Source organism: Brachybacterium paraconglomeratum (assembly GCF_039541415.1).
Lineage (GTDB): Bacteria > Actinomycetota > Actinomycetes > Actinomycetales > Dermabacteraceae > Brachybacterium > Brachybacterium paraconglomeratum_A.
Genome location: NZ_BAABGE010000007.1, coordinates 172,521 through 187,016, shown reverse-complemented (window position 1 = coordinate 187,016; position 14,496 = coordinate 172,521). Strand labels below are relative to the sequence as shown.

General features: G+C 69.2%; 10 protein-coding genes. 2 read left to right on the top strand and 8 right to left on the bottom strand.

Annotated features, from left to right (window positions below):
• Positions 1-16: 16 nt before the first annotated feature.
• The 7 genes from ilvD to ABD893_RS10095 form a co-directional block, all read right to left on the bottom strand.
• Positions 17-1,849, bottom strand: a complete 1,833-nt coding sequence (gene ilvD / locus ABD893_RS10125) for a dihydroxy-acid dehydratase (protein ID WP_345079224.1) — start codon at positions 1,847-1,849, stop codon at positions 17-19.
• Positions 1,850-1,922: 73 nt separating this feature from the next.
• Positions 1,923-2,783, bottom strand: coding sequence for a hypothetical protein (locus ABD893_RS10120; RefSeq protein WP_345079221.1), 861 nt, complete (start codon positions 2,781-2,783; stop codon positions 1,923-1,925).
• Positions 2,784-2,939: 156 nt separating this feature from the next.
• Positions 2,940-4,643: an alanine/glycine:cation symporter family protein gene (locus ABD893_RS10115; RefSeq protein WP_345079218.1), complete on the bottom strand. Its 1,704-nt coding sequence runs from the start codon at positions 4,641-4,643 to the stop codon at positions 2,940-2,942.
• Between the two features lie 360 nt (positions 4,644-5,003).
• Positions 5,004-6,518 (bottom strand): Asp-tRNA(Asn)/Glu-tRNA(Gln) amidotransferase subunit GatB, encoded by a 1,515-nt coding sequence (gene gatB / locus ABD893_RS10110; RefSeq protein WP_345079215.1) that lies wholly within the window; start codon positions 6,516-6,518, stop codon positions 5,004-5,006.
• A complete protein-coding gene (gene gatA / locus ABD893_RS10105) occupies positions 6,518-8,023 on the bottom strand; it encodes an Asp-tRNA(Asn)/Glu-tRNA(Gln) amidotransferase subunit GatA (protein WP_345079212.1) in 1,506 nt (501 codons plus the stop codon). Before gatA ends, gatB begins: the two co-directional genes overlap by 1 nt.
• 2 nt (positions 8,024-8,025) lie before the next feature.
• The gene (gatC, locus tag ABD893_RS10100) at positions 8,026-8,322 is read right to left on the bottom strand and encodes an Asp-tRNA(Asn)/Glu-tRNA(Gln) amidotransferase subunit GatC (protein WP_193116046.1); all 297 of its coding nucleotides are present in this window, start codon (positions 8,320-8,322) and stop codon (positions 8,026-8,028) included.
• Positions 8,323-8,332: 10 nt separating this feature from the next.
• On the bottom strand, positions 8,333-9,157 hold the full coding sequence (locus ABD893_RS10095; RefSeq protein WP_345079208.1) for a GNAT family N-acetyltransferase: 825 nt from the start codon (positions 9,155-9,157) through the stop codon (positions 8,333-8,335).
• 175 nt (positions 9,158-9,332) lie between these two features.
• On the opposite strand from ABD893_RS10095, the gene ABD893_RS10090 reads away from it, so the two are divergent.
• Complete coding sequence (locus tag ABD893_RS10090; RefSeq protein WP_345079205.1) at positions 9,333-9,533, top strand: hypothetical protein; 201 nt, start codon at positions 9,333-9,335, stop codon at positions 9,531-9,533.
• A 71-nt stretch (positions 9,534-9,604) separates the two neighbouring features.
• Positions 9,605-11,857, top strand: a complete 2,253-nt coding sequence (locus ABD893_RS10085; protein WP_345079202.1) for a RecQ family ATP-dependent DNA helicase — start codon at positions 9,605-9,607, stop codon at positions 11,855-11,857.
• A 36-nt stretch (positions 11,858-11,893) separates the two neighbouring features.
• On the opposite strand, the gene ABD893_RS10080 is transcribed toward ABD893_RS10085, so the two are convergent.
• Positions 11,894-14,488 carry an NAD-dependent DNA ligase LigA gene (locus ABD893_RS10080; RefSeq protein ID WP_345079199.1) on the bottom strand — a complete coding sequence of 865 codons (2,595 nt, stop codon included), beginning with the start codon at positions 14,486-14,488 and terminating at the stop codon, positions 11,894-11,896.
• Positions 14,489-14,496: the final 8 nt, after the last annotated feature.

The window sequence follows — 14,496 nt, the reverse complement described above, 5'->3', positions numbered from 1 at the left end:
TGGGTGCCGGTTCGGCTCAGTCCAGGAGCCGACGGGTCGCGCCGTAGGTCGCCGAGCGCACCAGGTGCGCATAGACCTTGAGCGCCTGGGAGACCTTGCGGTCGCGGTTCTCGGGACGCCACGGCAGCGGCCCCTTCGCCACACGACGCCTGTCGAGCTCCGCCTCAGGGACGTCGAGCTCGAGCAGGCGCTTGTCGACATCCATGATGATCTTGTCGCCGTCCTCGATCAGGCCGATCAGCCCTCCTTCAGCCGCTTCTGGCGAGATGTGGCCGATGGAGACGCCGCTGGTGCCGCCGGAGAAGCGGCCATCGGTGATCAAGGCGCAGGTCTTGCCCAGTCCCCGGCCCTTGAGGAAGGACGTCGGATAGAGCATCTCCTGCATGCCGGGGCCTCCCTGCGGGCCCTCGTAGCGGATCACCACGACGTCGCCGGCCTTCACCGTCTTGTCGAGGATCTTCTGGACCGCCACTTCCTGGGAGTCGCAGACCACCGCGGTGCCCTCGAAGTGGAAGAGGTCCTCGGTGATGCCGGCGGTCTTGAACACCGCACCGTCACGCGCGAGGTTGCCCTTCAGCACCGCGAGGCCGCCATCCTTGGTGTAGGCGTGCGGCACCGAGCGGACCACGCCGTTCTCGCCGTCGGTGTCCAGCTCGTCCCAGGTGTTCGTGGTGGAGAAGGCCTGGGTGGTGCGCACCCCGCCAGGGGCGGCATGGAACAGCGCCTCGGCCTTCTTCGAGGCGGTGCCGCTGCGGATGTCCCATTCCGCGAGCCAGCTGGCCAGGTCCGGCGAGTGGACGGTGTGGATGTTGTGGTCCAGCAGACCGGCGCGATCCAGCTCGCCGAGGATCGCAGGGATGCCACCGGCACGGTGGACGTCCTCCACGTGCGCGGTGCCATTCGGGGCGACCTTGGACAGAGTGGGCACCAGGCGTGAGATGCGGTCGATGTCATCCAGGGTGAAGTCGACACCGCCCTCGATCGCGACGGCGAGTATGTGCAGGATGGTGTTGGTCGAGCCGCCCATGGCGACATCCATCGCCATGGCGTTGCTGAACGCGGCCTTGGTGGCGATCGAGCGCGGCAGCACCGACTCGTCCTCGTCCTCGTAGTAGCGCTTGGAGAGCTCGACGACCTTCCGCCCGGCCTCGAGGAAGAGCTCCTTGCGGAAGGCATGGGTGGCCAGCGTGGTGCCGTTGCCGGGCAGGGACAGCCCGAGCACCTCGGTGAGGCAGTTCATCGAGTTCGCGGTGAACATTCCGGAGCAGGAGCCGCAGGTGGGGCAGGCGTTCTCCTCCACCTCAGCGAGCTGCGCGTCAGTGATGGAGTCGTCGGCGCTGAGCGACATCGCATCGACCAGGTCGATGCGATGCTCGGTGACACCCTCGACCGGCTTGCCGGACTCGGAGGGGCCGCCGGAGACGAAGACGACGGGGATGTTCAGCCGCATCGCGGCCATCATGTGACCCGGGGTGATCTTGTCGCAGTTCGAGATGCACACCAGTGCATCCGCCGTGTGGGCGTTGACCATGTACTCGATGGAGTCGGCGATGAGGTCACGGCTGGGCAGCGAGTACAGCATGCCGCCGTGCCCCATGGCGATGCCGTCGTCCACGGCGATGGTGTTGAACTCCTTGGAGACGCCGCCAGCCTCCGCGATCGCCCCGGCGACCAGGTCACCCATGTTCTTGAGGTGGACGTGGCCCGGCACGAACTGGGTGTACGAGTTCGCGATCGCGATGATCGGTTTGCCGAAGTCGCCGCTCTTCATGCCGGTGGCGCGCCACAGGGCGCGGGCGCCGGCCATATTGCGGCCGTGGGTCGAGGTGCGGGAACGAAGCTGAACCATGCAGGAATGCTACGCCGCCATACGAGATGCCGGTGTCACCATCCGGACGGCGGACGGCGAGGGCCATCATCGACTAGCGACCCGCGTGCTCCACGAAGAGGTAGACCGCGGAGTCCTCGATGACGCTGTCGTGGCCGATCCCGAACCAGGTGCCCGCAGCATCGGCAGGCTGCCCACCCGAGACCTCGCAGATCATGGAGCGCTCAAGATCCTCGCCATCCTCGCAGGAGACGGTGACGTCCACGTCGGAGGGTCCGTCGCTGACCTGGGTCGCACGGAAACCCTCTTCGGTCGCGGTGGCGACCACCTCGGGGGTCTCGTCCTGGCCCACCAGATACGCGAAGTGGAAGATCTGATCCGCCTGCAGCGGGAGCTCCCCCGCATCCTCGGCGGCGGCGCGCACGATCAGGGCGGTGTTCCCATTGGTGGTGCGCACCAGGGCCACGTCCCAGGTCTCAGAGACCTCCTCGAGGAAATCTCCCTCGATACTGCCGCCTGTGCACCTGATCTGCTCACCGAGGAGCACGTCGCCAGGGCAATCGGGGCTGCTCACCGAGGACTCCAGGAAGTTGCTGACCTCGCTGCCGACCTCCTCGGCGGGCACCGTCTCGGCGCCATCGAGGAGGGGCAGGAACAGGTAGTGACTGCCGGGGTCGGTGGGATCGGGAGCGTGCGCTCCGCCCCCGTCGCTCGGCGCCGGGCCTGCGCCACCCGCGGTGGGCTGGTCCTCCTCGGACGTCGACGGGGCCGCCGAGGGTGTCCGCTGCGTGGACGACGCACTCGGCTCGGACGGCGCTGCCGGCTCCTCACCGTCTCGCGTGCAGCCCATCAGCGCAAGTGATGCGATCACCCCCAGTGCAGCCCCTCCGGCAGCGATCCGGCGCCGCAGACCGCTCGCCGCCCTCAGCATGCCCGTCGTTCCCTGCCTGCTCATCACGGCCGCTCCCCAGTGCCTCTTCGCGTATCCGTGCGCGTCCCGGGCGATTTCGGTGGGACCTCAGCGCGACCGTAGTCGCCGCCACCCGGCCGGTCCACCCCACCGACCCGGTCCACCCGGCAAAGGGTCGATCGCCGCCGCCCCTGCCCTCGCTCATCGTCCCGCGGGGTCCTTCGTGAGGGTGTCACCGTCAGGATCGGCGTCCGCGTCGGGATCGGTGGCCAGGCCCCAACCCTCCGGTGCACCCATCGGAGAGAAGAGGTCCTCGTCGTGATGGTCCGCCCGGACCGGGAAATCCGGGTCCTCCGCCAGCTGACGGTGCAGATCCGCGAGCCGCAGCTCCTCGGTCAGAGTCTGCTTGCGCTCGGCGGCCACCTGCTCCGAGGTGGGCTCATGGTCGCGCATACCCACCCGCAGCTCGGGGTCAATCTCGCCGAGGGCCCCGACGCTCACGCGGTACTTGTGGCGCAGGATCTCCAACCGCAGCACTCGCGCGAGGAAATAGATGCCCAGCAGGTTCGGAAGCGCCATGAGGAAGAACATCGCATCGGAGAAGGCGATCACGGAATCCAGCGAGATCGCGGCACCGACCACGATGGCCAGCACCCAGATGATGCGAAATCCGGTCTTCACGCCGTTGCTGCTGCCGAAGAGGAACATCGCGTTCAGCTCTCCGTAGTAGGCATAGGCGAGGATCGTGGAGAAGCCGAAAAGCGTCACCGCGATGGTGAGCAGAACCGGGAACCAGCCAGCCACCGTCGCGAAGGCGCTTGCGGTGAGGGCCACGCCATCCGCGTCGCCGGTCGAGTACACGCCGGTGACCACGATCGCCAGCGCGGTGAGCATGCAGACACCGATGGAGTCCACCAGCGGCTCCCACATCGCGGTGAATCCCTCCGTGGCGGGTTCCTTGGTCTTCGAGGCGCTGTGCGCCATCGCCGCGGAACCCACGCCCGCCGCGTTGGAGAACAGGGCCCGCTGGATGCCGATCACGGCCACGCCGATGATGCCGCCGGTGACGCCGTCCGCGGTGAAGGCACCGGTGATGATCTGCCCGAAGGCCTGCGGGACGGCCGTGATGTTCATGGCCAAAATGATCAGGATGCAGGCCGTGTAGAGCACGGCCATGGCGGGAGTCAGCGCTGAGGTCCAGCGCGCGATCGACTTCACGCCACCGAGCACGACGGCACCGGCGAGGACCGCGAGCACCACGCCGATGACCCAGCCGTTCCCCTCGAGGAAGCCGCTGCCCGTGGCGCCGGAGATGATCGCCGCGACCTGGTTGGCCTGGAAGAGGTTTCCGGCACCGAACACGCCGACCAGGGCGAAGATCGCATACAGGACCGCGAGCACCCCACCCAGGCGCTTGCGGCCGATCGAGGCGAGACCGTCCCGCAGGTAGTACATGGGGCCGCCCTCGGTGGTCCCGTCCTCGTTGACCTTGCGGAACAGCACTCCGAGCGTGGCCTCAGCCATCTTCACGCTCATCGCGAAGAATCCGAAGAGCGCGATCCACAGCGCTGCACCGGGTCCGCCGGCGCTGATCGCCACAGCGACGCCGGCGATGTTGCCCAGACCCACCGTGCCCGAGAGCTCGGTCGCCAGCGCCTGATAGCTCGAGACCTCGCCCGGGTCGGTCTTGGCGGTGTATCGGCCGCGGATCACCTTGAGCGAGTGCTTGAGCCCGGTGATCGGCTGGAAGCGCAGCCAGACGGTGAGGAAGATCGCGGCGGCCATCAGCCAGACCACGATGACCGGCACCCCGCCGAAGACCGGGACCTCGAAGAACACGATGGCGCTGAGCCAGTCCGCGATCGGGCCGAAGTATCTTTCGACGGCTGCGTCTATGCCTGTCATCGGGCGTGTGCTCCTCCGGCGGGATGGTCCGCCTGTGGTGTCGGGTTCGTGGCGCCGCAGCCGTCACCCGGTGGGCCGGGGAGGCACTGGCGCCAGCGCATCGACGACTGTACAGACGCTGAGTTGCGCGTGGGCCAGTGCTGAGAACCGTGCACGAGAGGGGCGTTCCCACTGGTCATGCTGGGACGGCAGCAAAACCCAGTTATCAGCGCCGGACAATCTGGCGCCGCGACAATTTACCGATTCTTGACCTCTTGTGTGTGGTCGTTCACAGCGACGCGGGGCGGGGCCCTACTCCACGACGGCGAACGGCCCGACCCCGCATCACGCAGGGTCGGGCCGTCCACAACTCTCGGAACCTCAGCTCACGCCGAGCTTCTCCATGATGATCTCCCGCACCCGGCCGGCGTCGGCCTGACCGCGGGTGGCCTTCATGATCGGACCGATGAGGGCGCCGATCGCCTGGACCTTGCCGCTCTGGATCTTCGCGACCACGTCCGGGTTGTCGGCGATCGCCTGGTCCACCGCGCCGGTGAGCACCGAGTCATCGGAGACGACAGCAAGGCCCTCGGACTCGACGATTGCGGCCGGGTCGCCGTTGCCGTCGAGCACCTTGATGAGCACCTGCTTGGCGATCTTGTCGTTGATCTTCGTGCCGTCGACCAGGCCCTGCAGCTCAGCGACCTGGACCGGGGAGACCCCAAGAGCCGTGAGCTCGAGATCGCGGTCCTTCGCGATGCGGGCCAGCTCGCCCATCCACCACTTGCGGGCGCTCTGGGCGCTCGCGCCGGCAGCAACGGTCGCCTCGATGAGGTCGAGGGCGTCGGCGTTGATGACGTCCCGCATCTCGAGGTCGCTGAAGCCCCAGTCGCCGAGCAGACGGCGCCGACGAGCGGCGGGCAGCTCGGGCAGGGTGGCGCGGATCTCCTCGACCCATTCGCGGCTCGGGGCGACTGGCACCAGATCCGGCTCGGGGAAGTAGCGGTAGTCCTCAGCATCGGACTTGGGGCGGCCCGAGGAGGTGCCGCCAGTGTCCTCGTGGAAGTGGCGAGTCTCCTGGATGACTTTCTCGCCCGCGTCGAGCACGCCCGCCTGCCGGGAGATCTCGTAGCGGACCGTCCGCTCGATCGAGCGGAACGAGTTCACGTTCTTCGTCTCGGTGCGGGTGCCCAGCTCGGCCTCGGGGTTCGCCCGCAGCGACACGTTGATGTCCGCGCGCACGTTGCCGCGCTCCATCTTCGCCTCGGAGACGTCGAGCGTCCGGAAGATGTCCCGCAGGGTGCGCACATACGCAGCGGCGACCTCGGGGGCGCGACCCTTGGTGTTCGGGATCGGCTTGGTGACGATCTCGACCAGCGGCACGCCGGCGCGGTTGTAATCCACCTGCGAGTGGGTCGCCCCGTGGATGCGCCCGGTGGAGCCGCCGACGTGGGTGTTCTTGCCCGCGTCCTCCTCCATGTGGGCACGTTCGATCTCCACGCGGATGATCTCGCCGTCCTCCAGCTCGATGTCGACCCAGCCTTCATAGGCGATGGGCTCGTCGTACTGCGAGGTCTGGAAGTTCTTGGTGAGGTCGGGATAGAAGTACTGCTTGCGTGAGAACCGGCAGGTCTCGGCGATCGAACAGTTCAGCGCCAGGCCGATCTTGATCGCGTACTCGACGGCCTTGTGGTTCACCACCGGCAGCGCGCCGGGCAGGCCCAGCGAGGTGGGGGTGATCGCCGTGTTCGGCTCGGCCGCGAAGATATTGGGCGCACCGTCGAACATCTTGGTGGCGGTGCCCAGCTCGACGTGGACCTCGATGCCGAGGACGGGATCGAAGCGCGAGATGGCCTCGTCGTAGTCGACGAGTTCGATATCGGGTGCAGTGCTCATCAGTTCGCTCCTCCGGTGAGCTCGGGGGCCTTGGCCAGCAGGGGGCCGCCCCAGGAGTCCTCGAGCAGCGCCTCCAGGGCGCCGCCCACCCGGTACAGGCGCTCGTCGGCGCGGACCGGGGCGAGGAACTGGATGCCGGCGGGCAGGCCGTCCTCGGCGAGGCCGCTGGGCAGCGAGATGCCCGGGACTCCGGCGAGGTTGGCGGGGATGGTGGCGATGTCGTTCATGTACATCGCGGTGGGGTCGTCGATCTGCTCGCCGAGGCGGAAGGCGACCGTCGGAGCGGTCGGCGAGGCGAGCACGTCAACCTGCTCGAAGGCGGCGGCGAAGTCGCGCTGCACGAGAGTGCGTACCTTCTGGGCGCTGCCGTAGTAGGCGTCGAAGTAGCCGGCCGACAGGGCGTAGGTGCCCAGCAGGATGCGGCGCTTGACCTCGTCGCCGAAGCCGGCGCCGCGGGTCGCCTTCATGACGTTCTCCGCGGTCGGGTGATCTTCGGGGACCACGCGCAGGCCGAAGCGCATGCCGTCGAACTTCGCGAGGTTCGAGGATGCCTCCGAGGGCATGATCAGGTAGTAGGCGCCCAGTGCGTAGCGGAAGTTCGGGCAGGAGACGCGCACGATCTCGGCGCCGGCGCGCTCGAGCTGCTCGAGCGACTCGGTGAAGCGGGCGCGGACCTCGGGGGCGAAACCCTCCCCCTCGAGCTCCTCGATGACGCCCACGCGCAGTCCCTTGACGTCCTTGCTGCGGGCGGCCGCGGCGAAGGGGCCGACGGGGTCGGTGAGGGAGGTCGAGTCATGCGGGTCGTGGCCGGCGATGAGCTCGTGCAGCAGCGCGGAGTCCTCGACGGTGCGGGTCACGGGGCCGGCCTGGTCCAGCGAGCTGGCCATGGCGATCAGGCCGTAGCGGGAGACGGAACCGTAGGTGGGCTTGACGCCCACGGTGCCGGTGACGGCGCCGGGCTGACGGATCGAGCCACCGGTGTCGGTGCCGATCGCGAGCGGGGCCTCATAGGCGCCGACGGCCGCGGCGGAGCCGCCGCCGGAGCCACCGGGGATCCGGTCACGGTCCCAGGGGTTGCGGGTGGGGCCGTAGGCGCTGGTCTCCGTCGAGGAGCCCATCGCGAACTCGTCCATGTTGGTCTTGCCCAGGATCGGCAGACCTGCCTTGCGCAGGGCGGTCACCAGGGTCGCGTCATAGGGCGGGATCCAGCCCTCGAGCATCTTGGAGCCCGCGGTGGTGGGCTGGCCCTCCGTGACCACGATGTCCTTCACCGCGATGGGCACTCCGGCCAGGGCGTGCAGCTCCTCGCCGGCGGCGCGACGGGTGTCGACCTCGCGGGCGGCGGAGAGCGCTTCGTCGGTGTTGACGTGGAGGAAGGCATTCAGGTCGCCGTCGACGGCGGCGATGCGGTCCAGGTGGGCGCGAGTGAGCTCCTCGGAGGAGACCTCACCGGCGGCGAGCGCGGCGGCCTGAGCGGCGGCGCTGGTGCGGATGATGTCGGTCATGCTCACTCCTCCCCGAGGATCTGCGGGACGGCGAAGCGGCCGTCCTGCGCCTCAGGAGCGCCGGCGAGCGCCTGCTCCTGGGTCAAGGTGGTCTCGACGACGTCCTCACGGAAGACGTTGGTCATGGCAATGGGGTGGGACGTCGCGGGTACATCCTCAGTGGCGACCTCGGACACGGAGGCGACAGCATCCATGATGGAGTCGAACTCGCCGGCGAAGCGGTCGATCTCCTCATCGGTGAGCTGGATCCGTGCGAGGTCGGCGAGGCGTGCGACGTCATCTCGTCCGATCGAAGGCATGTGGGTCATTCTAGGACGGGTCCCGGGGTGTCTGGCCCACCCGGTAGTGATAGCCGCCGATCCGATGGAAGCCGAGGTCTCGGTACAGGGTGCGGGCAGGGGTGTTGTCGGACTCCACCTCGAGCAGGACGCGGCTGGCTCCCTGGACCGCGGCGAGGGCGAGCAGCGTGCCGGACAGCGCGCGGCCCAGGCCCCGGCGTCGCTGCGCGGGGTCGACCGCGATCATGTTGAGCACCGCGACGGTCTCCTTCCCCACCTCGACCAGCGCGGCGCGGCCGGCCGCGGCATCGGGGACGTCTGGGGTGGGCAGACGCACCTGGACTGCGGGAGTGCCAGCGAGGATGTCGTGCATCGTCTGGCGGGAGTTCTCGCCCTCGCGCGGCGCCAGTCGCCAGGCGGCCTCGAACCAGTCCTCGTCGAGGGCGCCGTTGGCGATCACAGCCGACGGGTGAGGCCGGGGCAGGGTGCCGGAGAGCGGGAGCTCGAGGATCTCGCTGCTGCCGACGATCTGGTCCCCGCGGGCGGCGAGCAGGTCATCCAGTCCGTCGGGGGTCACGCCCTCGATGATCCGGTGCACGGTCTGCTCCCCCACCATCGTGACCAACGACTCCACCCGGGCAAGGGCCGCGGCGAGCGCGTCGGGTGCGGCCGGGGGCTCGAGCGCGATGATGCTGTGTGCGCGTTTGGTGACACCCCGTGAGCGCAGCAGCGAGAAGCCGTCGACGTCGAGCCGCTGCAGCGGCCGCCAGCCGGCGATGAGCGCCTCGCCGAGTCGGGAACCCGTGAGCGGGCGGAGAGTCGAGGGCTGGGAGCTGGAGCGGGAGCGTCGGGTCACCCGGCAGAGCCTACCGATCCCGCCGCGGAGCTGCCGGATTCCCAGCCCAGAGCGTCCTGCCTCGCAGCACTTCGCCACCTGGTTGCCAGCATGGTGCCGCCTGAGTCACAGCGTGGTGCCGCCCGATCACTTCGGTAGACTCCTGCTTCCCCACCGACCATGAAGGGACCTCGACATGTCTGTCGACCCGAACATCGACTACCACGCCCATGACCCGGAGGACGGGGAGGAGCTGTCGGAGGATCCTCGGATCCGCGAGGCCCAGGAGCTCGAGGCCCGGATGCGCCGCGCGCTGGCCACCAAGGAGGATCCGTTGCGTGACGACGAATCGACCTCGGAGCGTCTGCGTCGCCTCGAGCAGGAGAAGGCCGACTAGAGCCCCGTCGAGAAAAGGGTGCGGCGGAGCGCCGCGGCTCGTCGGTCGGGCGGACTTGTCACACTGAGGGCATGACTGCCGGCATCGACTCACCCCAATCCTCTGCCCTCTCCCTGCGCGAGGAGGCCCGCGAAGCGCTCGAAGCGCTGACCGGCCATGCAGGGGCGGACTTCCACGACGGACAGTTCGAGGCCATCTCGGCACTGGTCCAGGAGCGGCGCCGAGTCCTCGTGGTCCAGCGCACCGGCTGGGGCAAATCTGCGGTGTACTTCCTCGCCGCACTGCTGCAGCGTCGCCGCGGCGCCGGGCCAGCGCTGATCGTCTCACCGCTCATCGCTCTCATGCGCGACCAGGTCGCGGCCGCCCGACGGGCCGGGGTACGGGCCGAGGCGATCAGCTCCGCCAATCCCACCGAGTGGGCCGAGATCGAACGGGCGCTGGCCGCCGACGAGATCGACGTGCTCCTGGTCTCCCCCGAACGACTGGTCAACCCCCGTTTCCGGGAGGAGCAGCTGCCTCGCCTGGTGGAGCGGTGCGGGCTGCTGGTGATCGATGAGGCCCACTGCATCTCCGACTGGGGCCACGACTTCCGGCCCGACTATCGGCGACTGCGGGATCTGGTCGCCGAGCTCGGTCCCGAGGTGCCCGTGCTCGCCACCACCGCGACCGCTAACTCGCGTGTGGTGGCCGATGTCGCCGAGCAGCTCGGGGTCCAGGGGCCGCAGGGCACCGACGCCGAGGGCGGTGTGCTCACCCTGCGTGGTCCGCTGACCCGTGCCTCGCTGCGCCTGGGGTCGCTCTCGCTCGACGACGATCGGACGCGCCTGTCCTACCTGGTAGAACACCTTGACCAGATGCCCGGCTCGGGAATCATCTACACCCTCACCGTCTCCGCGGCCGAGGATCTCGCCGAGCTGCTGGACCGGCCGGACCGGCGGGTGCGGGCCTATACCGGCCGCACCGATTCCGAGGAACGGGCCGAGCTGGAACGCGCGCTGAAGAACAACGAGGTCAAGGCGCTCGCGGCGACCAGCGCGCTGGGGATGGGGTTCGACAAGCCGGATCTGGGATTCGTGGTCCACCTCGGCGCACCGAGCTCTCCGGTCGCTTACTACCAGCAGGTGGGACGTGCGGGGCGCGCCACTGACACCGCGGACGTCCTGCTGCTGCCCGGCCGGGAGGACCGCGCGATCTGGGAGTACTTCGCGACCGCGTCGATGCCCTCGCAGGAGAGCGCAAGCGCTGTCCTCAGCGCTCTGGCCTCCTCGGACCGGCCGCTGTCCACCCCGGCGCTGGAAGCGCGGGTGGACGTGCGCCGCACTCCGCTCGAGCTGCTGCTGAAGGTGCTCGCGGTCGACGGGGCGGTGCAGAACGTCAAGGGCGGCTGGATCGCGACCGGAACGCCGTGGGTCTATGACGGGCCTCGCTACGAGAAAGTCGCCCGGGCACGGCGCGAGGAGCAGCAGGCCATGCTCGAGTACGAGCGGCTGGAGAGCGGAGATCCGCAGCAGTGCCGGATGCTGTTCCTGGCGCGGCAGCTCGATGACGACACCGCGACCCCCTGCGGTCGCTGCGATGTGTGCGCGGGGCCCTGGTATCCGGCGCCCGGCAGCGGATCTGCAGGGACCGGATCAGCAGGGGCCTCCGCCGCACAGGACAGCGCTGCTGCGCAGGTCTCTGCGCTGCTGGAGCGGGTCGGGGTGCCGGTGACGCCGCGCGCGCAGTGGCCCCAGGGGCTGGACCGGCTGGGCGTGATCGACGACAGCGGACGCACTCCGCGCGGGAACATCCCTGCGACCCAGCGCGCGGAGGAGGGACGGGCGCTGGCCCGCTCCTCCGACCTCGGTTGGGCGGGTCTGCTGCGTCAGGTGCTGCGCACCGACGAGGAAGGCCGCCCGGTGGACTCCGAGGTGCCTGATGCCCTGGGCCGTCGGATCGTCGAGGTGCTCGCAGCCTGGGACTGGGAGCAGCGCCCGGCAGCAGTGGTCGCGATCCCGTCGCTGACCCGTCCGCACCTGGTGAGCTCCCTCGCCGCCGGCATTGCGAACGTGGGCCGCCTTGCGGACCTCGGACAGCTCGGCCTCGCCCCCGGCGCCGAGCCGCTGCGCGCCGGGGGGAACAGCGCCTTCCGGCTGGCGGATCTCTGGGACCGCTTCGTGGTCACCGAGGAGCTGCAGCAGCGGCTCGAAGAGCAGGAGGGTGCACCGCTGCTGCTGGTGGACGACAGCATCTCTTCACGCTGGACGATGACCGTCGCCGCCCGCGCGCTGCGCCGTGCCGGATCCGGGCCGGTGCTTCCGCTGGCCCTCGCGCTGGAGGCGTGAGCCAACGCCGGGGAGCGCTCCCCGGCGGCGGCGCGTTCACTCCGCGGGAGTCTCCTGCGCCGCAGAGTCCTCGCTCGCTTCGGAGCCCTCAGACTGCTCAGACTGCTCAGGATCTTCAGGATCTTCGGGCTCGAGCGCGACCGCATCAGCCCCGCCGGCGAGCAGTGCTGCGAAGCTTGCCTCATCGAGGATCCGCAGGCCGAGGTCCCGGGCCTTGGTCTCCTTCGTCCCGGCATTCTCGCCGACCACCACGAAGTCGGTCTTCTTGGAGACCGAGCCGGAAGCCTTCCCTCCTCGCGAGATGATCGCCTCCTTGGCGCCGTCGCGGGTGAACCCCTCGAGGCCGCCGGTGACCACCACGGTCAGCCCCTCGAGGGTCTTCACGAAGCCTTCGGCGATGTCATCCTTCATCCGCACCCCCGAGCTCGCCCAGCCGTCCACCAGCTCGCGGTGCCAGTCGACTGCGAACCATTCGAGGACCGCCTCGGCGATGATCCCGCCGACTCCGTCGGTGTCCGAGAGCTGTTCGATGCTCGCCTCGCGGATCGCCTCCATCGAGCCGTAGGCCGTGGCGAGGGACCGCGCGGCAGAGGGGCCCACATGGCGGATCGAGAGCGCGACCAGCACTCGCCAGAGCGGCTGCTCCTTCGCCTTCTCGAGTTCGTTCATCAGCATCTCGGTGGACTTGAGCACCACCGACTCCTTGACCTGCTTCCAGACCGCCTCACGCTTGTAATGGCGGAACTGGGGCCGGGACCAGAAGGCGGGCTGTATCCGCCAGTCCCCCGTCGGTTCCCCGTCGCGCCGCTCGGGCTGCCAGACGAACACCTCCTGCAGGGCTGCCGGAGTGAGGTCGAAGAGGTCGGAGCCGGTGGTGATCACGGGCTGCTGGAGTGCGGGCAGCATCGGATCATCCGCCTCGGTGATCCGCAGGAGTGGTACTCCGTCGGTGCCGGCGGTGAGCTCACCGTTCTTGATCACCACGAAGTTGCTCTGCTCGGTGTCGGCGATGTCGCGGATCGGCAGGTGCACCGCATGGCCCGCGGCGAGGGCGGCGAGGGCCTCGCCGCGGCGCTTGTCGGGATCGGTGAGCGCGATCGCGCTCTCCTCGCCGAGCGACTCGATGTCGAAGGCTCCGCGGGAGCCGGCATGCTCGACCCGGCCGGAGACCTGTGCGGGGCAGTCCTTCTGATTGGGGCAGCGCCAGTCCTTGTCCCCTTCCTTCTCGGGGCGGATCTCGGTGCCGCAGGCCGGGCATTCGGTGGGCATCACGAAGGGACGTTCGCTGCCATCGCGCCGGGACTCGACCGGCCCGAGGATCTCGGGGATCACGTCACCTGCCTTGCGCAGGATGATGGTGTCGCCGATCAGCACCCCCTTGCGCTCGACATCGAACTGGTTATGCAGGGTCGCCTTCTCGACCGTCGATCCCGCGACGGAGACCGGCTCCATGATGCCGAACGGGGTCACCCGCCCGGTGCGCCCCACCTGCACCTGGATGTCCAGCAACGTGGTGGTGACCTCTTCGGGCGGGTACTTGAAGGCGGTCGCCCAGCGTGGGGCGCGGGAGGTGGAGCCGAGGGCTCGCTGTTGGGCGAAGGTGTCGATCTTGACGACGATCCCGTCGATCTCGTGCTCGACGTCGTGACGGTGCTCGCCATAATGCTCGACGTAGGTGACCACCTCGTCGATCGAGTCGGTGACGGCCATGTACTCACTGGTGGGAAGGCCCCAGGAGGCGAGCAGCTCATACATCTCGCTCTGCGAGCCCACCGGCGGATCCGGCCAGGCACCGAGGCCGTGCACCGTGAGCTGCAGCGCGGCCAGCCTGGCGTCCCCGGCCTCGCGCTCGAGCCCGTCCTTCTTCTCCAGCTGCTGGCGCAGCCCACCAGCGGCGGTGTTGCGCGGGTTCGCGAAGGTGGGGAAGCGTCGGGTCGCGGCGATCAGCTCGCGCTCCTCGTCGAAGGAGCGACGGCCGCTGGCTTGCCGGGATTCCCAGCGGGTGCGGGATTCGAGGACGGCGCGCTCGCGCAGCTCGAGCTGGAACTCGTTCAGGCGCGTGAAGTCCTCCGTGGGCATGAACACCTCGCCGCGCACCTCGACCAGCGCTGGGTGCCCGGTTCCCGCCAGCCGCTGCGGGATCTGGCCGATGCGCAGGGCGTTGGCGGTGACGTCCTCGCCGGTGCGCCCATCTCCACGGGTCGCGGCGGTGATCAGCTCTCCGTGCTCGTAGCGGAGGTTGATCGCGAGTCCGTCGATCTTGAGCTCGGTGAGGAAACGGGCCGTCCCACCGATCTCCGCGGCGGCATGGGAGCACCACTCGCGCAGATCCTCGATCGAGAACACATTGTCCAGGCTCTGCATCCGCTCGGCATGCTCGATCGTGGGCAGGCCAGCGGCGGCGGCCCCGCCGACGGTCCGGGTGGGTGAATCCTCGGCAGCGAGCTGCGGGTTCGCCTCCTCGAGCGTGCGCAGCTCCTGCTCGAGCCGGTCGTATTCGGCATCGGCCATGGTGGGCGCATCGTGCTCGTAGTAGTCCACGCGCGCCTGCTCGATCTGCGCGGTGAGTGAGGCGATGCGCTGCTGCGCCGTCTCGTCAGCGGTGCGGGGTTCCTGCTCGTTCGTGGTCACCAGAACAT